This is a genomic window from Bacillus sp. OTU530 (genome assembly GCF_038440375.1).
This window is the reverse complement of sequence record NZ_JASATP010000026.1, coordinates 21,763-45,738: the sequence shown is the minus strand read 5'-3', so window position 1 is coordinate 45,738 and position 23,976 is coordinate 21,763. Positions and strand designations below refer to the sequence as shown.

General features: G+C 37.6%; 14 protein-coding genes and 2 pseudogenes. 2 read left to right on the top strand and 14 right to left on the bottom strand.

All coding sequences use genetic code 11. From position 1 onward, the window contains the following. Positions 1–34 precede the first annotated feature (34 nt). The 14 genes and pseudogenes from AAHB12_RS18650 to AAHB12_RS18585 all read right to left on the bottom strand — a co-directional run bounded on the left by AAHB12_RS18650 (position 35) and on the right by AAHB12_RS18585 (position 20,518). On the bottom strand, positions 35–1,231 hold the full coding sequence (locus AAHB12_RS18650; RefSeq protein WP_342046417.1) for a Ger(x)C family spore germination protein: 1,197 nt from the start codon (positions 1,229–1,231) through the stop codon (positions 35–37). Positions 1,232–1,264: 33 nt separating this feature from the next. Continuing rightward, positions 1,265–2,866, bottom strand: coding sequence for a spore germination protein (locus AAHB12_RS18645; RefSeq protein ID WP_342046416.1), 1,602 nt, complete (start codon positions 2,864–2,866; stop codon positions 1,265–1,267). Positions 2,867–3,440: 574 nt separating this feature from the next. Beyond that, entirely contained in the window at positions 3,441–5,162 is a 1,722-nt protein-coding gene (gene acsA, locus AAHB12_RS18640; RefSeq protein WP_342046414.1) for an acetate--CoA ligase, read from the bottom strand. Positions 5,163–5,426: 264 nt separating this feature from the next. Beyond that, positions 5,427–6,386 (bottom strand): 6-phosphofructokinase, encoded by a 960-nt coding sequence (pfkA, locus tag AAHB12_RS18635; RefSeq protein WP_342046413.1) that lies wholly within the window; start codon positions 6,384–6,386, stop codon positions 5,427–5,429. 132 nt (positions 6,387–6,518) lie between these two features. Further along, positions 6,519–7,019 (bottom strand): PTS sugar transporter subunit IIA, encoded by a 501-nt coding sequence (locus AAHB12_RS18630; protein WP_342046412.1) that lies wholly within the window; start codon positions 7,017–7,019, stop codon positions 6,519–6,521. Between the two features lie 261 nt (positions 7,020–7,280). Continuing rightward, positions 7,281–8,270 (bottom strand): Gfo/Idh/MocA family protein, encoded by a 990-nt coding sequence (locus AAHB12_RS18625; RefSeq protein ID WP_342046455.1) that lies wholly within the window; start codon positions 8,268–8,270, stop codon positions 7,281–7,283. 195 nt (positions 8,271–8,465) lie between these two features. Then, positions 8,466–9,971: pseudogene (ptsG, locus tag AAHB12_RS18620) on the bottom strand (glucose-specific PTS transporter subunit IIBC); the annotation flags it as partial. 519 nt (positions 9,972–10,490) lie between these two features. Beyond that, the gene (locus tag AAHB12_RS18615; protein ID WP_342046411.1) at positions 10,491–11,306 is read right to left on the bottom strand and encodes a Cof-type HAD-IIB family hydrolase; all 816 of its coding nucleotides are present in this window, start codon (positions 11,304–11,306) and stop codon (positions 10,491–10,493) included. 603 nt (positions 11,307–11,909) lie between these two features. Further along, complete coding sequence (locus AAHB12_RS18610; RefSeq protein ID WP_342046410.1) at positions 11,910–12,209, bottom strand: hypothetical protein; 300 nt, start codon at positions 12,207–12,209, stop codon at positions 11,910–11,912. Further along, complete coding sequence (locus AAHB12_RS18605) at positions 12,182–13,039, bottom strand: ParA family protein (RefSeq protein ID WP_342046408.1); 858 nt, start codon at positions 13,037–13,039, stop codon at positions 12,182–12,184. Before AAHB12_RS18605 ends, AAHB12_RS18610 begins: the two co-directional genes overlap by 28 nt. A gap of 503 nt (positions 13,040–13,542) precedes the next feature. Further along, the gene (locus tag AAHB12_RS18600; protein WP_342046407.1) at positions 13,543–14,982 is read right to left on the bottom strand and encodes an RNA-guided endonuclease InsQ/TnpB family protein; all 1,440 of its coding nucleotides are present in this window, start codon (positions 14,980–14,982) and stop codon (positions 13,543–13,545) included. Between the two features lie 525 nt (positions 14,983–15,507). Then, complete coding sequence (locus AAHB12_RS18595; RefSeq protein ID WP_342046406.1) at positions 15,508–16,674, bottom strand: hypothetical protein; 1,167 nt, start codon at positions 16,672–16,674, stop codon at positions 15,508–15,510. A 707-nt stretch (positions 16,675–17,381) separates the two neighbouring features. Further along, the gene (locus AAHB12_RS18590) at positions 17,382–18,800 is read right to left on the bottom strand and encodes a hypothetical protein (RefSeq protein WP_342046405.1); all 1,419 of its coding nucleotides are present in this window, start codon (positions 18,798–18,800) and stop codon (positions 17,382–17,384) included. Positions 18,801–19,354: 554 nt separating this feature from the next. Further along, on the bottom strand, positions 19,355–20,518 hold the full coding sequence (locus AAHB12_RS18585; protein ID WP_342046404.1) for an ROK family protein: 1,164 nt from the start codon (positions 20,516–20,518) through the stop codon (positions 19,355–19,357). Between the two features lie 267 nt (positions 20,519–20,785). Between AAHB12_RS18585 and uxaC the strand changes: the two genes are divergently transcribed. Together uxaC and uidA are read left to right on the top strand one after the other, a co-directional pair. Then, positions 20,786–22,189, top strand: coding sequence for a glucuronate isomerase (gene uxaC / locus AAHB12_RS18580; RefSeq protein WP_342046403.1), 1,404 nt, complete (start codon positions 20,786–20,788; stop codon positions 22,187–22,189). A 109-nt stretch (positions 22,190–22,298) separates the two neighbouring features. After that, positions 22,299–23,587, top strand: a pseudogene (gene uidA / locus AAHB12_RS18575) (beta-glucuronidase); the annotation flags it as partial. Positions 23,588–23,976: the final 389 nt, after the last annotated feature.

Below are 23,976 nucleotides of genomic sequence, written 5' to 3'. Positions count from 1 at the left end.
CCTTTGAGCAATAACTTATAAATACTACTCACTTTTAATCGTCTGGCTGTGACATGGATTTTGTGCTAAATCCAGTGCCTCTTATCCTTATATGAGGAACAATTTCTACTTCTAAATCCGGAAAAACCTCGGACCACTTTTTCTTATAAAAGCTCTTCCACTTCGCTGGTTCAGTTCGGTATACAGCTTGCCCAAATCCAAATATATCTGATTTTAATTCTTTTTGTGTTTTATCGAGTGTTAACTTAATTCTCGTCTTAACGTCCTTTTCAAAAATGGATTGCAGAGTATTCATTACCCTCGGATCACGCAAATCTAATGCCGTATTATTATCAAAAATATCTATCTCCCCATAGATCTCTAGCTTGATTTTCAGCTTGTCATGATGGAATATCGGTTTAATGTCGGTTGATCCTTTCTTTATTTTAGCTCCTACCATTCTTTTTCCTTCTTCAGTTGGGACCATTACTGTAAGGACCCCAGATTTAATTTCATTACGCAGCCATAAAACACCTCTAGCCTCTTTATCATTCAACCAACCAACCAATCGATTTCCCCTGAATACAGCAGCTCCATTAATAGCAGGAGCTTTTTTAGGCATTTCAGATCCTTCTGTTTCAATCTTGTTCACCATTTCCAAGGGTAAATTTGAAATTTGAGCCGCCACCGGTTCTTCTCCATCTTTTAGCAGTCTCTTCAAAAAGTCCCTTACGCTAATTTGTATCCCAACTCCTGTTCTTTCCTGTTCTCTGATTTCCTCCGCCATAATCGATTCTAATCGGGGAGCTGACTTCAGGACATCAACAGCTTTCCCTTTCGTAAATAAAAGATAGTTACGCAAATGTGCTTGTCGATACCTTGAAAAGAAGTCAAGAAAGGAAGAAACACTATCTCTTGCCAGTTTTTCCCCCACAATAATGACACGGCTATGGGCAAAAAAAACTTCTCGTGGCAACTTTTCCTGAATGATTCGATATGCTTCCATAATAGATTTTCCTTTTGCAGAAATCATTATGGTTGATTTCGTTGCACCAGAGCCTTGAGTAGATCCACTAGTTCCAAGTGCCTTTGGTACTGCAATTTGCAAGGCAATCTGAATCTGTTCGTTTTCCAACTCATCTATCGCTATACCGAGTACGATGGCTATATCAGTGATTTCTGTTCTGCTCCAACAGCCAGTAAGCAGGGGTAATATTACTATAAGTATGAGCCAAGTTTGTTTTCCTCCCATAGGCTTTCCCTTTCCTATCATGTCTCTAAGCCTTTACTTATCCGGTTGATTGGGTCCATGGCGTAATGTATCCTTCATACGTTTAGACTTATTACTTGCTACTATCCCTGGGCGTTTCACCATAGCCTGCCTCGGTGCACGGATAATAATGTCTTTTAAGCTCTCAGCATCCATTGGGGCTACAGGTGAAAAATACGGAACTCCAAAGGAACGGAGACTACTAATATGATTTTGAAGAACAATCGCTCCTAACAGTATTCCATACAATCCCATGAATCCTGCAAGTATCATCATGGGAAACCGAAGAATGCGGATAGAGTTCCCCATACTATAGCTTGGGTTGATAAACGATGCCACACCAGTTAGCGCCACGATAATAACCATGGGAGCCGAAACGATTCCAGCTTGTACAGCTGCTTGCCCGATTACAAGTGCGCCTACAATGCTCACAGCCTGTCCAACTGGTCGCGGCATACGAACGCCCGCTTCCCGTAGTCCTTCAAATGAAATCTCCATAATCAACGCCTCTACAAACGCAGGAAACGGAACCGTCTCACGCGATGCTGCTACGCTAAGCAGCAAGCTTGTCGGTAGCATCTCCTGATGAAACGTTGTAACTGCGATATAAAGAGAAGGCAAAAGCAAAGAAATAAGTAAAAAGAGATAACGAATCCAACGAATAAATGAACTCACAGGATAACGCAGATAATAATCCTCAGCACCTTGAAGAAACTGAAAGAACGTTTGTGGGGCAATCAGACACAGAGGTGTATTGTCAATCAGAATACCCACATGTCCTTCCAATATATTCCCCACTACTTTATCGGGTCGTTCTGTAAATGCGACTTGAGGAAAAATAGACACAGGACTATCCATAATTAACTCTTCAATATATCCACTTTCCAAGATAGCATCGATATCAATTCGATTAATACGTTCGCGAACCTCTGCCACTAGTGATTCATCAGCAATGCCTTCTATATATGTGATTACAACATTAGTTTTCGATAATCGTCCAACTGTTGTGAGCTCCATCTTAAGTTTAGGAGTTTTTAATCTTCTCCGTATTAAACTCGTATTCGTTCGCAAGTTTTCCGTAAAGCCTTCCCTTGGCCCTCGAACCACGGGCTCTGTTGCCGGTTCCTCTATACTGCGCTTATCCCACTGTTGTAAGCTAATAAATAGTACCTGCTGCACTCCATCGATGAGCACTACTGTATCTCCTGATAAAACATGATCAATAATATCCTGAACCTTTTGCCCCTCGCTGATTTGGGCTACTGTAATAATTTGTTCTAGAAATAGTTGCTTAATAAAATGGAGTTCAGGAGGGTTTAACTGCTTTTTTCCATACTCCACCAACGGTTTTAAGACGTCTGAATCAATTAATTCTATATTAACAAACCCATCTAAAAAGATTAGTGTTCCTTTTTGACCACCTACTTGAAATTCCCTATATACTATATCGGAGGAACGATTGAAGATTGTTTTTAATTCTTGTATATCGTACGTTAGATTTCCGGTGATTACTTTTGAATTCTGTTCATCTTCAATAAACTGGTCATCGTTATAAGAGCGGTTGTTGGTAGAAAGAGATGCAACGAATTCCTTGATTTTTTTAATTATATTAATCACGCTCCTATCCCCACCATTTTTATAAATTTATTATGGTTCGATTTAAATTCCATTATGTACCACGAAATAAAAAAACTGGTTTTTATAACGGCACGTTCGAGGGAGGTACGACCGATGAAACGCGAAAACCCACTCCTTTAGGGGTGGGATGTGCCGTGCTATTCAAAATCGACAAACTTTTGAAGCCCACTGCTTGAACTATGGGTCCTCACAAAATAATTATTTCATTTATTAGGGGTTGTTGTTTGAGGATCCTTAAATTAATGAAGAAAAGAAGTAATGAACAAATAAAGTAAAAGACCTTGCTCACTTAAGAATTACAAGGTCTCTTACTTTTTTCTTATAGTTAATTGGGCTACCTAGTTCCTTCAATTTAGTAGTATTTTTATTCCCCTCACCACTAACTACTTGTAATCTTTTTCGTCAAATGAATCAAAAATTGTAACAAAACCAATTTCTTCATTAATATAGACTCTACCTTTTCTTAGATAGCGATAGCCCCTCTCGCTATCTTTACTTGCCTCAGCACTTTAGTTAATCCATTATGTATCTTCTTTCTTTGTAAATGATGATCTTAATCTCTTTCCATTGTTGAAAGATCACCAGTAGGTAAATTAAGTTCCCATGCCTTTAAGACACGTCGCATAATCTTTCCACTTCTCGTTTTCGGAAGGGAATCACAAAACTCAATTTCCCTCGGAGCTGCATGTGCGGCAAGTCCCTCTTTCACAAAAATTCGAATTTCTTCTTTTAATTCATCCGATGCTTCATATCCTTCTCGTAATGAAACAAATGCTTTAATAATTTCTCCACGGATTACATCAGGTTTTCCAATCACTCCAGCTTCAGCAATCGCCGGAAATTCAACTAACTTACTTTCAACTTCAAAAGGACCAACGCGTTCTCCTGCAGTCATAATGACATCATCAACCCGCCCCTGAAACCAAAAGTATCCATCTTCGTCCATGTAAGCAGAATCACCAGACACATACCAATCATTTTTCAAAAAGCACGATTCATATTTTTCCTGATTCTTCCAAATTCCTCTCATCATGGATGGCCATCCTTTTTTAATCGCCAAGTTTCCCATCTGATACGGCGGCAGTTCCTCTCCCTGATCATCCACGATGGCAGCTTGTACACCTGGTATAGGTTTTCCCATTGATCCCGGTCGAATTTCCATGGAAGGATAATTACAAATAAGCTGTGCGCCTGTTTCAGTCATCCACCACGTATCATGAATACGTAAATGAAAGACTTTCATTCCCCAAAAAATGACTTCCGGATTCAAAGGTTCCCCAACACTTAAAATATGGCGGAGTGATTTTAAGTCAAATTTGGTCACAAGCTCATCCCCTGCACTCATTAACATTCGAAATGCAGTTGGTGCACTATACCAAACAGTTACACCATATTTTTCAATGGTTTGGTACCAATCCTCAGGCTTAAATCGACCACCAAGAATAACATTCGTTGCCCCCACCAGCCATGGGGCAAACACACCATAAGATGTACCCGTCACCCAACCTGGATCAGCCGTACACCAATATACATCTTCATCCTGTAAATCGAGCACCCATTTTGCTGTTTGATAATGCTGGATCATTGCATTATGAACATGGTACACACCTTTTGGTTTCCCTGTTGAGCCAGATGTGTAATGCAAAATCAATCCATCTTCACGGTCAACCCATTCAACAGTAAGTTGATTGCTAGTAGTTTCCATTCGTTTTTTAAAGTCTATATAAAGACCTTCTTCTTTTACATTTTCACCTACAAGTACCACATGTCTTAAATTTGGTAGTTCATCAACCGGAACACGCTTCAAAAGTTCTGGCGTTGTAATGAGAACCTTTGCTTCACTATCTTCCAAACGGTCACGAACAGCTACTTCCATAAATGCCTCAAATAATGGACCAACTACCGCTCCTAATTTAATTGCTCCTAATAACGCAAAATACAGTTCAGGAGAACGTGGCATAAAGATGAATACACGGTCTCCTTTTCCAACATGAGCTACTTCCTTAAGAATATTCCCTGCTTTATTCGAATACTCTTTCATATCCTGAAATGTGTATGCCTCATCTCTTTCTTTATCAGAATAATACAAGGCTATTTTATTTCTTTTCTCTGATTCTGCATGACGATCAATCGCTTCATGAGCCATATTGACAAGACCCGTCTCATTCCAGGAGAAATTGTTTTCTACCTCAGACCAACAAAACGAATCGTATGTTTCTTCATAGCTTTCTAAGTTAAACTGACCTTCTTTAATAGCGAGCGTTTCTAGTCTCATAATCTAACGTCCTCCTTAAATAACAGATCTTTCTTAACTATTACAGCATTTTCTTATATAAACTTTAATTAAAAGAATGCTAACTTCTAGCTATGCATCAATCCTTCTACTTGAATGATGACAGTCATGGTGGGGCTTTACATAGCTTTAATTCAACTCATATCCACATGCGATGTTATAGTCTTGACTTTTACAGCATAGATTTCCAAATTTCATCTAGAATTTATAGTACAAACTTATTCTCTTCTTTCTTGCAGACTAAGACTATATAGATAGACTCCTAGCTAAATGATAAACAGACAGATCAATCGTATGCTTATCTTGTGCTGCTTCTTCAAAAGATACATGAGTCAGCTGACCCCCTTTCCATCCAACCATTACCCCCTTTTCACCTCCTATTAATAAATCGACGGCTTTTGCCCCCATCTGACTACCTACCATTCGGTCATAAGCAGTAGGGGATCCTCCGCGTTGAAGATGCCCTAATACAGTTACTCTTGTATCGAATCCGGTTTTCTCCTCTATCAATCGACCAATCTCTGCCCCTTTACATACTCCTTCAGCTACGATAATAATGCTATGTGTTTTTCCTCGTTTTTGTCCTTGCTGAATCCGTTCGATTACATCGTTGATATCATAGGTATCTTCTGGGATAATAATGGATTCTGCCCCTGCACACATTCCTGCCCATAAAGCAATATCCCCTGCATCGCGGCCCATAACTTCAATAACATAGGTACGTTCATGAGAAGAGGCCGTATCACGAATTTTATCGATAGCTTCCATAGCTGTGTTGACTGCTGTATCAAAACCGATTGTATAATCTGTCCCCGCAATATCATTATCAATTGTTCCAGGAATGCCAATTGTCGGGAAACCTTGAGCAGTTAATGTGCCTGCCCCCCTGAAGGATCCATCTCCTCCAATTACTATCAATCCGTCAATTCCAAATTTCCCTAAATAATCTAATGCCTGCTGCTGTCCCTCCACTGTTCTAAACCTCTCGCTGCGTGCACTTCGTAAGATGGTTCCGCCACGGTGGATAATATCACCTACACTCCCAAGATCCATCTCTACAAAATTCCCAGAGATTAAACCATCGTATCCATTTCGTACGCCATACACCTCTAGTCCTCTAAAAATTCCTCTTCGAACGACTGCTCGAATGACAGCATTCATTCCCGGTGCATCTCCGCCACTTGTTAATACTGCTATTTTCTTCATAACCCTTTTCCCCATTTCTTTCTACACTTTATACAAATGTCGCTTATACAAACTTAAAATGACGTAGTAGAAAATAGTTTAATACATGAAACATTCTAGTAAATATCTTTATACTCACATGACCTAATAGTGTTATGATTTAAGATCTACTTTCATGAGTATACTTTCTTCCATTTTGACACTTTTAGAGGATCCTAATTCTAAATGATCAATACGATCAAAATTGGTAATGATAATTGGGCTAGTCGTACTTTTAGCCTTTTCTTTAACCAAATCCATAGAAAATTCAATAAGTAAATCCCCTACTTTTACCTTATCCCCAGTCTTCACATGGGCTACAAAACCATCTCCGCCCATTGTGACAGTCTCAATTCCAATGTGAATTAAAACCTCAAGACCTTTTTCTGATAATAGCCCAATAGCATGTTTGGTAGGGAATACCATAGTTACTTCTCCATTAATAGGGGAAACAACCTTTCCTTCCTCCGGGATGATGGCTATTCCTTCTCCCACTAACTTTTGTGCAAAAGCTTCATCAGGGACGTCCTCTAATGGAACAACTTGTCCAGACAACGGAGCTATGATAGTTTCTACCTCTTTTTTAATTTTTCTTCCAAATAGTTTTTTTAACATGATAATCTCCTTTTTTTCCAAACATAATAAGGGACAATAATTAATTGTTAAGTACTTCTTTTGTTATTTCTTACTTAAAAATGATGTATCAGACAATGTTCCTCTTTGTCTTAATAGAATATTCAGAATTTTAACTCTTTAAAAATCTTCCTATCTGTAGAGACACTATTGAATACACCTATTTACTTTAACCCTGTTAGCACAAGAATAACATCGATTGAAAACGGGAGTGCTTGTCCTACATGCTTTCAAAAGGTTCGTTTATCTCACCTTATCTGCCGGAAATACAAGCCCCATTTGTTTTCTTGCCTCTTCCATTATTTCTGCAACTGACAGTGAATTCTTATAGGAATTTGTGCCCGACTCGAGAACACCATTTTTGATTAAGGAGACAAACTCCTGCACTTCGTAATATATCGGATTACTTCTTTGAAGCTGTGTAATATTCTCTATACGTCCATCGTTATAATGAATCTCCACTTTTTCTGGAGGATTCATTTTATCAAGCATAATACTCCCATTTTCCCCTTGAATCTCTGAAGGTAAATAGGAATTGGTTATTTTTGAAAACATTACAACTGCATCTTGTTCTTCATACTTTAGGAGAATACTTCCTTCTCCATCCACCCCAGAATCGAGCAAGATGCCATTTGCTTTTATACTATGAGGCTTTCCAAATAACACAACCATCGGATATATACAATAGATTCCTATGTCCATTAATGAGCCGTTTGAAAATGCAGGATTAAATGCATTTAAGACCGTTCCTTCCTTATAAGCATCGTAGCGGGAAGAGTACTGACAATAACTTGCAACATAGCGACGGATTTTCCCTATTTTATGCAAGTTCTTTTGGATACTTTTGAAATTAGGAACAAAGGTCGTCTTTAGAGCTTCCATTAATAAAACATTGTTCTTTTTTGCCACACCAATCATTTCTTTCAATTCTCTTGTATTAGAAGCAATAGGCTTTTCGCATAAAACATGTTTTCCATGTTTCATCAAGATAATGGCTTGCCTAGCATGGAAAGAATTAGGACTGGCAATGTAAACAGCATCTATTTCTTCACTTGTTGCCATGCTTTCTAGATCTGTAAAGATAGTCTGGATATCAAATTTTTCTGCAAATTCTTTTGCTCGTTCCTCGGTTCGAGAATAAACAGCAGCTAAAGTGCAATCCTCTACTTCTCTTACTACTTGAATAAATTCTTCTGTAATTACATTTGTTCCAATCACACCAAACCGTATCATGGCCATTTTTATTCCCCCCTCGTTAAAACTCCAGATTCTAATGTACAGAAAAACAGGGAAGTTCACCTTTTGGTGAACCTTCCCAAAACTAGATCCACGTTTATATAAAAGCTGCTTATACCTTAACTAGATTGAGAGACTCTCTTCCTAACAATATGTTATTCTTTTATCAGAACATTAACTGGCAATAAATTTTCTGATTTGTTCTTTTAATTGATCCGATTTTGTGCCAAAAATGGCTTGAATATTATTTCCTACTTCTAGTACACCAGCTGCACCCAGCTTTTTTAGGCGCTCTTTATCAACATTTTTCACATCATTTACTGATACGCGCAAACGTGTAATACAAGCATCTAAATGTGTGATATTTTCTTGTCCGCCAAGTGCTTCTAATATATTACGTGGTAGTTCGCCAGCTTCAACCGCACCTGTTTCCGATTCGTCTGTTTTGTCTTCACGTCCAGGTGTTTTCAAATTGAACTTGCGAATTGCAAAACGGAAACCACAGTAATAAATAACTGCAAAAGCTAAACCAACAGGGATAACTAACCACCATTCTGTACGATTTTGTAAGATACCAAACAGGGTATAATCAATAATTCCTCCCGAAAATGTCATCCCGATTTTCACATTTAACATTTGCATGATCATGAATGATAAGCCTGCAAATACTGCATGAATCGCAAATAAAATTGGTGCTACGAATAAAAATGTAAATTCAAGCGGCTCTGTAATCCCTGTTAAAAAAGATGTTAGGGCAGCTGAAACCATGATTCCAGCAACAACTTTTTTATTTTCAGGACGTGCTTCATGATACATTGCTAATGCAGCTGCAGGTAAACCGAACATCATAAAAGGGAATTTACCAGTCATAAATGTACCAGCTGTTAATTCTACACCATCTTTCAACTGAGCAAAGAAAATCTTTTGATCACCATGAATCAATTCTCCTGCTTTATTTACATACGTTCCAAACTCAAACCAGAATGGTGAATAAAAGATATGATGTAGTCCAAATGGAATTAGCGACCGCTCAATTAATCCAAATACAAATGCTGACATTGTAGGATTTGCATCAATCATGTTTCTTGAAAAGGCATTTAATCCCGCTTGAACTGGCGGCCAAATAACAACCATGGCTGCACCAATAGCTATTGCAAAAACTGCTGTAATAATCGGTACAAAGCGTTTACCTGCAAAGAAACCTAAATATGGGGGCAATTCAATATTGTAGTAGCGCTTATACATAATTGCAGCCAATACACCAATAATGATACCGCCGAACACACCAGTTGCTAATGTCGGAGTACCTAATATGTTTGCATATGACGGATCTTTACTGAAATTCTCTAAATCCAATTGACCTGTAGCAATTAAAATCGTACTCATTGTTTTGTTCATCATTAAATAGCCGACAATGGCTGCTACACCTGCTACACCATCACCCTTTGCTAAGCCAACAGCCACCCCAACCGCAAATAACAATGATAAGTTAGAAAATACAACATCACCCGATTGGGCTAAGATGGTTGCCGGTAGTTGGAACCACTGTGATTCAAGCATAGGAATACGATCTAATAATGTAGGATTTTGAAGCGCTGTCCCTAAACCTAATAAAATTCCTGCTGCTGGTAAGAGTGCAACTGGCATCATTAATGCTTTCCCTACTTGTTGTAAAAGGCCAAATAGCTTCTTAAACAATGTTTTTCCCCCTCATCTTTCATTTCTTGCACAAGTTATTATGCGGAAATACATGTAAATAAGAGATAATAAAAACTATCTCAATGATAAAATGGCATCCCAAAGGTTGCTCCCACTACTCTCCTTACATCAAATATTGTGACAGTTACTCATACAGTCGAACCCGCCGGCAAAAGATAACGCTTACACTAAAATTCTTATAAAAGCGATTTAACAATAAGTAAAGAGGAGATTTTACTATACGGTATATTCAATACGATATCGTGACCTATAATTTAATGTGTTTTGTAAACTGAATGTTCTAGTCTTTCACCAAGAATTAATTCTTGGTGACTCTATAGATGTTAGGAGAGCTACTTAATTTATAACAATTAAACAGCTCTCTTCTTGGATGAACCGTACTACCAAGAGCACTTGATTTGTTAAGTTATTACACGCCCTTTAAAGATAACTACCTTCATCCCACCCTGATTGTCCGAGCCATTCTATATTATTTTCTTTAAAGTCACGATTGGAACCTTAGGCGATAGTACTGGTAACTAACTGTTTCCTTGCGTTTTCTTCCAATAATCCTACATTGATTAATCCGTTAAAAATCCCATCCTCTGAACAGGAATCTGTTATAATATCAGCTGCAGCTTTTGCTTCAGGAACTGCATTACCCATAGCGATTCCAGTTCCTATAAAAGAAAGCATTTCTAAATCATTTAATCCATCACCGAAGGCATAACTATTCTCAACCTTTATGTCAACCACTTCTAGTAACTTTTGAATTCCCTTTGCCTTAGAACTTCCTTTGGGAAGAATATCGGCTGCATATCTATCCCATCTTACAAATTTATATTCTGGATACCGCTCAACATACAATTGCTCATCCTCAATATCACAGTAAAGATGTCCTTGATAAACAGGGGAATGTTTATAAAATTCTCGGTCAACTGAAGGATAATCCATTTTTAACACATCAAAGCTAGTCACTATGAAAGGGTGGCTCTCTTCGCTAACCTTAACATATTGATGATTACAGTAAGCAATTGCATGACCTTTACTTGTTGCTACATCTGTTATACTATTTAACATTTCTGGATCTAGTGGATTTGAGTAGATTTCTTTCCCCTCAAATACGACGTACTGACCATTTGTAGACACATAAGAATCTATATTTAGTTCCTCAAGAATCCAGTCAAACATTAGAGGAACTCGACCAGTGGCAATCGCAGTATAAATTCCCTTATCCTGAAGCAAGCGAATGGCTGTTTTGGTCGATTCCAAAATCTGCTTGTCTTCGTTCAATACTGTTCCATCTAAATCAAAAAATACAATCTTTTTTTCCATACGCTATCACCTCTTCACTAACTTTATGACGTCCAATTTTCTATTTACACCTATTATCCCTGTGAAAATAGGTTATTTTATGGAACGCGTTCCAAGTCAAGAGCCTTTTTTAAAAAATTTATGAACTATTAGAAAGTGGCCATAGTCGATATTTCAATCTTTATTGTCTGAGCAGCTATATAATTTTAACTATGACAAATTTAGTTTCTTTTGCTCTAAATGTAAAATATTACAAAAAGATATTTAAATAGCATAACAATCTTTTGGGTTCTGGTGTCCACTTAAAGTTTTGAGAACAGTAATAATGCCAATAAATAGTTTAATGTAGATATCATTAATAACACTAATATTAATATTAATTTCCATACTAATTATATAAATTATTTTCAAACATGGATGTTTCCTATTAGTACATAGGTGTAACCCTCTCACTGAAACAGTATGAAAGAGAAAAAAATCATTTCTCCCGGTAGAATCATTGAGGATATGTACAATACAGGTGAGGAATAACTAAGTACCTCAAGCCTTTCTTTCCTCAAATCATCTACTTATATCAACAGAATAGTTAATCTCCCAACAACTATATTTCAAACAAAAAGAGGCTTATAAAAGCCCCTTCTGCTGCAAATAGTTTTTAACGATTTCATTCACTAATTTAGACTTTCCACCGCGTCCTAATCTTTGAGACTGTTCTTCAATAACATCCCATACTTCAGAATCAAAATAGATTCCCTTCATAACAGTTGTCAGTTCCTTTGCAGGGATCTCTGCCTGAAGTTTTTCCAACGGGTCAATAGAATTAGCACTATCGTTAACATTAGAATTAACATCTTGTGTATGTAACAGCGGAGAATTCGCAACCCCCGCAAATCCACTTAAACCCTTGCCTTTTTGTCTTGCCATTGTTTCTCAATCTCCTCTACTAATTCAAAATAGTTCTGCACAATTGGATCCCTTGACTTACTAAGAGTAGCAGGAAGTCCTTTGCTCTTAATTTCATCCGCAAATCGAACGGATCTAGGGATAACTGTATCGAATAATTTCCATCCCATTTGTCTGCACAAGAAACGGCACTCTTGTAAAATGGTTGTATGCAGATTCGTTCTTGTATCAACTAATGTTGCTAGGATACCCAAGATTTTAATATCCGGGTTTGTATCCTTCTTCATAGTAGCGATAGCATCCATCATTTTTACCAAGGAGCGTTGCGAATACGGCTCTGGCTGAAATGGAATAATAACATAGTCCACAAATGAAAGAATATTCCCTTGCGTTAATGCGAGAGTCGGAGGACTATCCACCAGGATGATATCATACTCGTTTCGAAGATGATTTACAGCATTTTTCAATAACAAAAAGTACTGCTCTTTTGTGAATCGTTTGTCAGTTAATACGTCAAATTCAAAGAATGTAAAGTCATCATTCGCTGGAAGAACATCAACGTTCTCATGCACATTCACAATGGCAACTTCTGCAGCTAATCCATCTACAAGCACATCGTAAGTTGTATATTCAAAACTGTCCGGATTCTGCCCAAACGATAAAATGCTATTCCCCTGGTTATCCATATCAATAATTAATACTCGTTTTCCTTGGGATGCCCAAGCTCCAGCTGTATTCACTGTTGCTGAACTTTTTAAAACGCCACCCTTGTTAGTAGAAAATGCTAATACTTTTGCATTACGATTTCCGAGTGTAGCTTTCTCTGATTTACTTTTCCCTGATTTTTTCATTATGGCTTACCCCTTCTTTGATCTCTTTCTGTTACATGAATCATCCTAGGTAAGATGTTAGGGTAATACACCTAGGTAATGTTCCCACTCTTTTCTGCATGAGAGTAGTTATTCCTGTATGAAAGTGATTTTGTTTTATTGGTGTTCCTATATTTCTGGAGTATACTCCGGTGGGCGGTTTTCTATATAGGGATATAAGACTGTACTCTATAGTATAAACTCTTTTTTTATATGTGGAAAGTGACCATACTTAGATAGTTCAATCTTTATTGTATATATTCCTGTTTTGTTTACTTGAAACACTCATGATTTATGTAGCGTAGAAAATAAATTGCTGTGATGTGAACTACCCACCACTTATCCGCTGCGCGTCTTGAAGTGGGGGCTTCGAAAGACAAACAACATCCTTCTCTTTTATTGCTACTTCACTCACAAACCTAACGGTTCATGTCCATAGCCTTGCATTCGCGGCGTTCCTACCGCTATTTGGAAACTGATACACATTATGCAGACAACACGCTCATTTCCTTCAAAACATGAGTACCGTATTGCTTGAGGTTAAGTGCTGCATTATAATCTCTATCAGTTTTTGTACCACATTCGGTACATCTGTATATCCTTTCGGATAATGTAAGTTTATCTTTCTTATTTCCACAACAATTACAGATTTTACTAGATGCGAAATATTTATCAGCAACAATATAATATTTGCCTTTTCTTTCACATTTGTATTTGAGTATCGTGCGGAATAGCCCAAATCCGTTGTCATGTAACTTTTTCCCTAAACGTAAGCATTGTGCCAAGTTCCGTAAGTCAATATCTTCTACCACAACAGCCTGATAATCATTGGTTATCTGATTCGTCATCTTGTGGAAAGTATCTCTTCTTTTATTTTTTACCTTTGCCATGACCTTTTGGTATTTACGTACTTGTTTTTGATAATTCTTACTATATAGAATATTGCCTTTTTCATCTGTTTTCGCATTGTTCTTCTTACGAGCAAGGGATTGATTCATACGCCGTTGACGGTTTTCAATGATCTTATGGTATCTTGTATAACCGGCAATGTGACCATTGCTATCTACATAGAGTTGTTCCTGACTATAATCTAAACCTATTACATCATCAGGAGATAGATCCTCTTGAGGTTGAGGTACCTTGAACGGATAATCGATGGACAAGGAGACCATATATCGAGTTCCCTCACGCTTTACCGTCGCCTTTTTAATGACACCATCAGCTGGAACATCTCGATGTAGAATCATAGAAATTCCTTCTTTGAATTTCGGAATACATAAAAAACATTCTCCGTTTTCTTGTCTTATTTTTATATTTCCGTTTGTTTGGTTTGTCGTGTAGCTTAACTTACCTTGCTTTTTACTATGGAATTTAGGCACACCCTTTATATCTCGGATAGTAGGAATATATCCAATGGTTTTCATTTTTTTACGTACAGACTTTTTATACTGCATAGGCTTTTTTGCATATTCCTCATTGTATTTCTGAATCGCTGCTTGAAACCTCATTTTCGCATCATTGTAGACAAAAGAATCATTGCTTTTATCTAAATAATCGTACTGAGCAGTAATCGTTGTGTAGGAAGGAACCTGATAACGAATCAAACCACCTTCAAATCCAATTCCTTCTAAATACTCATACAAACCAGCTATATATTCATTGTAAACCTTTCTTTCACAACCAAATGCTTGTTCCAGACGTGTTGCTTGTTCTTCAGTAGGAACAATAGCGAAACGAAAACCAGAAGTGATCCAACCATCTGGTAAAGATTTTTTTGTTCCTTTTATATGAGTTCCATCTTCCCTAGTTGCCATTTTCAACACCACCTTCCATGTCTTGGTAATTCCATTATAACGAATGTTTGTTCGATTCTCAATAACCAAATACAAAGAAGAGAAAAAAATAGGCTTACGCCTACTGAACATTCATCCCCCACCTACTTATTTGGGCTACGCCCTTCTCATTCCTTGAGGAAGGGGACTTCTTTTCAGAAGATCTGTTAAGAAGATATATTGTATTTGTTCTGACTGAAGGAAATTTCTAGAAATTTATATAATATTAAAGATATATTAAAACAAACATTACAGATATTAAAAACATTGGAAAAACTGTAGTACGCACAAATATAGTCAGGACAAGGATTAAGCGACTTTTTGCTATCTCTTTTGTTAGGAATATCCCGTTATTTTTTTTATAACTCCACAATATTTACTTCTTTATGATCTGAATACCTACAAATAATTTTCCTTTTTTTCCTCTATATTTTGCTTTCTTTCTTCAGTTATTTGATTTTTTTCAGGATAATGAAATTCATTATCAATTAAAGGTGTAGAAAAAGAAGATTAAACAAAAAAGCAGTAACGATTGTTTCCATTTCATTGGGATTTTAGCGCATGAACAGTAGAGGAATGACAAAGGGGTAAAAAAGGGCATAGGAAAGCAGGGTACCATTAAGCGGTAATTTTCGCCTGATAATACCCATTGGCAATTTTTCGGATATACGTAGCCAGATTTTCTTCTAGGTACCGAATTAAATCATGAAAAGCAGGAACATCGCTATGCATAAGAGTTTGGAGATCATGCATAATAGAGGTTAAGGTTTTTTCTAAAATAGACAGACCAAACTCATAGGCAAGGGAATAGATCGTTTCCTTTTTCATGCTATATTGTCCAAAAGATTGAAAGCGTTTTTCAAATTGCGTAAATAAATGCTCCGCTTGGAACTTTTCAAGAATCTTTTGGGTTTTACTATCACGGGATCCAACCAAATGAAATGATAAAATAAACCCATCCTTTACCTTTTCCAAAACGGACTGTTTTGTAGCTTTTTCCTCAATGAATGTTTTGATGCATGCCTCTTTTTCAAACACTTCCACTTTAAAAATGGCATTTAGCTTAGCTGCCATCTTTTTAATCGCAGATTTATACCCAATATAACGTGGTAATACGTGTTTTACTTCGCTGTAGGATAAAAGAGCTTCAGTCTCCTTTTTGACATTCACGTCTTTTTCGTATGTAAATAAAGCACGTAAGGCTAGTCTGAGCACATTAATGTTGTCTACAGCCAGGAGTAAATAAATTACTTCATCAGAAATAGAGGTATACCCACTTTTAGAGGAATAAGCTTCTAGTTCAGTTTCGAAGAATTCATCACGAACGAGTTGCAGTTTGTGTGAATCCTCTTTTTCAGCTGTAGTAACAATTTGTGTTGCTTGTTCCTTCTTGTGTAAATCCAAAAAGCTTTCAAGATAATCGCAAAGGGATACCTGGATATACTCTCCCCATAAACGATCCCATGTAAGGATGCCAGATGCCTCAAGAAGCTTATTATTATTCTGGATGGTACGAACAGAACAATGAATGGTTTGCGCTAATTCTTGCTCTGAAATCAACGAAATGATGCCCTGACTATTACATTTAGAGACATAGGCAATAACCAGTTTAATTAAAGAACTGGTCCATTTGATTTGGATAAAGTTCTCTGCTAAACCCAGAGCATGTTTTTCGTAATAATAACGGTCATCTCTTTTTGTTTGTCGGTTCAAACCGCTCATAACAGCAAGTAGTTTATTTGCGATAAGAATATGGCGCTTGATGGGCATTTTCAGTTGATTCATGTCGTACCCTCCTTTCATTCGACATTTCTAAGGTAGTATGTTCAGTATAAACAGCAAAGAAAAAACTGTAAAACGACACTTTCGCACGGCAAAATGGAGCAATTTTTTTAAGACCCCTTATGTACCAAGGGATTGAGAGGTGGTTTGAACGGGTGACATTTTCGCACGGTAAAATGGAGCAAAAAAGAGTCCCGGGAGAAAAGGAGTACAACAAAGCCCAAGAATACGCCATTTCTGCCTTTCCTTTTTATAGAGGTATGGAGGCTATAAGGTGTTTTTAACGAAAACGAAAAAATTTTTCCAGCCAAAATGACACTTTCGCACGGTAAAGTGGAGCAAAAAGTGCTTTTTAAGCTCAATTTGAATAGAAAACGACACTTTCGCACGGAGAAGCGGAGCAAAAAACAGCCAAAACGCTAATTTTGGTCACAAAAAGTTCACAATTTAGCTAAGAATTTTAGTAAGATTTTATAGTGATTTAGGCAAAGTGACACTTTTGCACGGCAGAATAGAGCAAAATGACATTTTCGCACGGCAGAATGGAGCAAAAATGCATTTTCGCACGGCAAAATGGAGCAAAAAATAAGAAAAAATCCCCCTTTTTGCCCCTTTTTACGCGCTTATCAGATAGAGAACTGTCTTTTTTGTCCCAGGGAAGGCTTAGAAAAAACAAAAATCCCCTAACTCAAGTAGAGCGGGGATTCATGCTATTCGATATGTTTGTAAGGAGACAATGGCATATATTCGTAGTCCCCTTCCAGTAAATTCTTCACTTCTTCTTCTTCAATCGGGATGAACGTAATCTGAAATACTTGCCCGCTCCGACGATAGGACTGAACGGCGATTTTTTGCTGTACGAGCTCATCTAATGCTTCTTCCACTTCTTTTAGATTCTCCTGTTTGCGTCTTTTTCTAAAGCGAATTTTTGTAGAGAAGTACAAATAATCTCTTGAAACCGTATAAGGAGACTTTGTTTCATAACAAATTAATCGTTCCTTTTGCATCACAAAAAGCAGATGGTAGGAAGAGTCTAGACTAAGCTTTTCAACCTTGTTGCGATAAATACGAACGGTTTGGCGTTGAATATAATCACGATAAATGACTTCGTTGACGTGAATTTCCGCTATCCTAGTGCCGTTGGGGTTTGTCGTAATATCCACAAAATCAAAAATCCCATAAGAGGTTTTCCTGTTACTTTCTACTTTCGTCATACTATAGTGCTTCATTTTCGCAATGCGGTCTTCAACGGTCTTATAGTTTCGTTTACTATCCGTTTTGTATAAACTCTTTACAATATCTCCAACCTTGATGGTGATAACCTTCTGAGTAGCAAAAAGTTCATCACGATGACTCATGACTTCAAGGAAAATCTTATAATCCAATCGATCTAAGTCGCTTACCTTATTCCCGTTTTCCTCAACATATTCCTTTTCAATAAGGAGCTGATAGCCTTCATCTTCATACGGATTATAATGATTCAGGAAGTATTCCTTTCCTTCCCTCTCCAGCAGGGGATCTGTTAGATGGACTTTCCCCCTCGTATTAGCGAAGAACGGATTTTCTACGGTAGAAAACGGACTTTCAATGATATTTTCATCTAAGGCCTGTAAAGAAGTATCTGTTAAGGTAATCCCCATGATAACTGCAATATCCGTGTAAACGGCTTTCTCTATTTGTGTACGTGTTTTTTGATGGAGATACAGGTAATCTGTTAAATAACGTGCCTCATCGTTACTCCATTGTGTCAGAGCTTCAATGCGTCTCTTCATCACTTCTTCCGGACATGAAATTCCCTCAAACTGTTCAGAAAATAACTCTTTTCCGCTTGTCTCGTAATACTTACGAAGTAACCGATATTCTCCTATCAATTCCTTGTTTTTCTTTTGGTTTTGCGTTTCATAGTCTTTAATAGCGCTATTGATCCATCTTCGCTTCGTTCGACTAAAGGAATCCTTTTTAAGCAGCCTGAAAGATTCTTTGATATCTTTATCTTGATAGTATTGTTCATAAAGAGACAAAACGACATGTTCAAGGTCTGTTTGAAGATATTTCTCACATATGGAAAGTAAGTTCAACCTTGAAACTCTATCAATGACTACTTTCACTAACCGTGATTGTTTTTTCATAGCTAATCACCTTTCTCTTCTTATTCGCATTGTACCAAGTTCTTATTACTGATTCAATAACGGCAGAGAGGTATCCTGTAGAGGATCGTTCATATTCATTGATATACATTTTGTGTATTTTCATTATTCTTAGAGGTGTGCTAACAAAAGAGGAATTAATAATATTAATAAAATTTAAAATAATAATGTTAATATTAGTATTGATATTAAATATATCATTATTGATTATAAGTTTAAATTTTATCTATTAAAATTAATGTTAATGTTATGTAACCCTTCGCTCTTTGATTCCTAATAAGAAAAGAGTTCAAAATAATAAGTGCAATGATTGTAAGGAGAAGGTTCTATGTAACACTATCAAGGTTTCATAAAAAGAAAATAGAACCCCCTCTTACCTGCAGTCAAGTGTTTTAAGTAGTGGATCTAATGCTATGCAAAGCAGCAATAGCGATAGCAACAAAATAATAAATCTTATTGTTTGTCTACTATATGAGCTTTCCAAAAGGTTGCATGTAACGCCCTTTTGGAAAGCTCATATAAAACCTTTAATGGATTTATTCTGCAAGTGACAAATTTAGCATTGGAACATCTAAAAAATGCTTAATAGCAAGCGCACAAGCACCTAGGATGCACGATTCTTTTCCAATTGAAGAAATGGATAATTCACGGTAATGACTGATAGAAGAATGCAGATTTTCTCTAATTTTATCTAAGGAATTTGGGTACATACGTAGCAATTCGCTATCAAGCACTACTACATCTGGATTGTACATATTAATCATATTATTTAAACCGATTGCTAAATAGTAAAGGAACTGTTCCATCAATTCATGTACTTGATGATCACCTTCATCAAGCCAGGTTTGAATCTGCTCATATGTTAGATGTTTGATGTGTTTTTCTTTGGACAAATATTCAAAAACACTTGTTTCGGAAACATACTTTTCCCAGCAGCCTTTATTTCCGCACTCGCATGGCTTACCCCCCGGCATAATAATCATATGTCCCATTTCACCAGCAAATCCATCGTGACCCCGAAAGAACTCATTGTTCATCATCATCCCAACACCTACGCCGGAAGAGAAAGAGGCAGATAACAAGTTATCCGTTTTATGGTGCACGTATACTCGCTCCGCAAAGGCACAGAGGTTTGCATTGTTCTCAATATAAATAGGAATGTTAAGGTCTTTTTCTAAATCTGCCTTTAAGTTTATATCATGCCAGCCTAAACGCGGTACATAGTGAATGACTTCTTCTTTTGTGACAAGACCGTGGATTGCAATCACGATTCCGACAATTCCGTAACGGCTGTTAACACAATTCGTTGTGTATGTATTGATGTGCTCCACGATGAGCTTGTAAATCTCCGAGTAGTCTGTTGTATTGATCTCAATATGATTTGATAAAACAGGATAGCCAAGAAGATCGGATAATGTAAAAGAAATCTTGCCATAATTCAGATCGACACCGAGTGCATAACCAGCTTGCCTGTTTAAAGAAAGCATGATTGGCTTTCTTCCGACTGCATTGTGCTCTAGCTGTGTTTCCACAATGAGCCCTTCCTCCAACAAAGCTGCCACCTGAGCAGAGATAGTAGCTCTCGTTAGGGCTGTGACCTTGGATACATCAGCTCTTGAAATCATTTTTTCCTCAACAATTTTTCCGAGGATTAAGGATCGATTAATTTTTTTTATATAAGCTGCATCACCTGTAACCATACATGTCCTCCATTCTTATGTTTGAGCAAGTTTAATTTCCATTATAGCAGATATCAATCTTACTCTTAATAACGTTCATTTAGGCCTATTAATTCTAGAATAATTCGTTGACTAAATCCAATAAAGATGATAAATTTGTCCTATAATTAATTTGTTCAATAAACAAATTAATATTCAGCAAATGGATCATGAGTATTTCTTACATTTGAAAGTGTTTACATTAAAACCATTATATAAGTAATTTTTATTTTTGTGGAGGAGAAATACATGAAAAACTTTATGGATGAACGTTTTTTGTTAGATACTGATACTGCTATCCAATTATATCAAAATGCTGCTCGGGAATTGCCGATTTTTGATTTTCACTGCCATTTAAATCCGCAGGAGGTTTGGGAAAACAAACCGTATGAAAATATTACACAGTTATGGCTTGGCGGAGATCACTATAAATGGCGGGTCATGCGCATGAACGGTATCGGTGAGCGCTACATTACAGGTGATGCAACGGATTGGGAGAAGTTTTCAGCCTGGGCTGAGACGGTACCTCACTTAATCGGAAATCCACTGCACCACTGGACACACATGGAATTGAAAACGTTTTTTGGGATTGAAAAAAGGCTAAGCCCAGAAACAGCTCGTGAAATTTGGGAGGAATGCAATGAGAAGCTGCAAAAGCCCGAATTTAGACCACGAGCATTTATTGAAAAAGCAAATGTAAAGTTTATCGGTACGACAGATGACCCGGTATCTACGCTTGAGTATCATCAACTACTGAAGAAGGATGAATCCTTTCATTCAATTATTGCTCCAACGTTCCGTCCGGATGGCGCGCTCTTCATTGAGCGTCCAACGTTTGAGAGTTGGATTGGCAAATTAGCACAAGTAACTGGATTGAAGGTTAATTCTGTTGATGCATTATTGAATGCGCTTAAACAACGAGTTGAGTTCTTTCATCAGAATGGTGGCCGGGCATCAGATCATGATATCCAAAAGATGGAGTATATAGAGGTCACTCAGGGAGAGGTTGAAGAGATTTTTCGTAAACGGCTGAGCGGTGAACAGCTCTCAAGCGAAGAGCTGGTTGCATACCGTTCGTTCCTTTTAAAGGAACTTGGAAAAATGTATGCCGAAAAACTATGGGTCATGCAGCTTCATATGGGAGCAATCCGAAATAACAATACAAAAATGAAAGAGCTTCTTGGTCCTGACACAGGCTTTGATTCAGTAGGAGAAGCGAATATGGCAGAAGGATTGTCCCGCTTCCTTGATGCGCTCGAGAAAGAACATGCGTTGCCAAGAACGGTATTGTTTAACTTGAATCCGAAGGACAACGCGGTGCTTGCTGGAATGATGGGGAACTTTTATGAGGAAGGTGTTCCGGGGAAAATTCAGTTCGGCTCTGGCTGGTGGTTTAACGACCATATCGATGGAATGGAAAAGCAGATGAAGGATTTAGCAAATGTCGGACTGCTCAGTCACTTTATCGGCATGCTGACGGATTCCCGTAGCTTCCTCTCTTATGCTCGCCATGAATACTTCCGCCGAATTGTATGTAACATCCTTGGTGAATGGGTAGAAGCGGGAAAGGCTCCGAACGATATGAAGTTTCTTGAGCAAATGGTTAGAAATATTAGTTACTATAACGCCGAAAGATACTTTCTTTCCCGATAAACAGGTGCATGACCCAAGAAAGTCCCCCCACCTTCCATGGGGTGAATAGATAGATTGAAAGTACTCTCAAGAGCATGTTATCCAAAAATTTTTTAGAGGAGTATTTGGAATGTTATATCCGATTATTACAGATACAAGAACTATTATTGATTTAAATGGTATTTGGAACTTTAAGCTTGATTCAGGAACTGGTTTGCAGGATAACTGGCAAGCAACTAAATTGAGCGATACAATGCCGATGGCGGTTCCGTCCTCCTTCAATGATGTTGGTGTCACTGCTGAGATTCGCAATCATGTTGGCTGGGTTTGGTACGAGCGTGAATATACGGTTCCGTCAATCTTGAACTCTGAGCGTATCGTATTACGATTCGGTTCTGCTACACATTTGGCAAAGGTATATGTTAACGGAGAGCTTGCTGCGGAGCATAAGGGAGGATTTTTACCGTTTGAAGCAGAGATTAACTCCCTTTTACAAGCGGGGAAAAATCGCCTAACGGTTGCAGTAAACAATGTGTTAGATGATTCTACACTACCAGTAGGAATTTATACAGAGAAGGAGATTCCGGGCGTTGGCAAAGTAGCTCGTAATAACCCGAATTTCGACTTCTTTAAGTATGCAGGACTACAGCGTCCGGTGAAAATTTATACAACACCGCAAACATATGTAGAGGATGTGACCATTGTTACTGATATCGCAGGTCAGTCTGGAAAGGTTAACTACGCTATTGCAGTCGCAGGTACGGCGGAAGTAAAGGTAAATGTTGTGGACGAGGATGGAGCAGTTGTAGCGAAAGCGAACGGTTCTGCGGGCACGATTGATATCGAAGATGTGCAGCTATGGGAACCATTAAATGCGTATTTGTATACGATGCACATTGAACTTGTGAACGATGGCAAAGTCGTTGATGTATATGAGCAGCCATTTGGTGTAAGAACGGTAGAAGTAAAGGACGGAAAGTTTTTGATTAATAATAAATCGTTCTATTTTAAAGGCTTTGGGAAGCATGAAGATACACCGATTCATGGAAGAGGCTTTAATGAAGCTGCTAACGTAATGGATTTTAAACTGATGAAGTGGACTCTGGAGCCAACTCATTCCGCACATCGCATTATCCTTACTCAGAAGAGCTTATGCGTCTCGCAGATCGGGAAGGCTTCGTTGTCATTGATGAAACACCAGCTGTGGGCGTTCATTTAAACTTTATGGCAACTGTGTTGAACGGGGCAACACCAGAGAAAAGCACATGGACACAAATTAAAACCTTTGAACATCATCAGGATGTGATTAAAGAACTCGTTGCCCGCGATAAAAATCATCCATCTGTTGTTATGTGGTGTGTTGCTAATGAGCCTGCCTCAGAGGAAGAAGGGGCATATGAATACTTTAAGCCGCTAGTAGGGATAATGGCCACCTTCGAAAAAAAAATTAACAAAAACATTAATAATTTTGTTAATAAAAATATTAATATTAACAATTAGCTAATGTTAATTGTCCTTTACGCTAAAATATATTCTGTAACAGACAGATCAATTGTCACTCTAAAGTAGGTTAGAGGACAAATAATAAAAATGTACATGCGTCTTGATGTTAGTACTTCCATGTTGGAAGAAGGTGTTAGCTAAGATTTTTTGGTGCATATATTGTTATTAATATTAACATTAGCATTAAATTTATAAAAGGAACAATTAAATACAGATAAAAAGCGTTGAGACGAATTGCAGGCTTCTCTGAAAGAGCCATTACGTAAATCTATGTAGGACAAAGAGAAAGTCAAGAGGCTATTCAG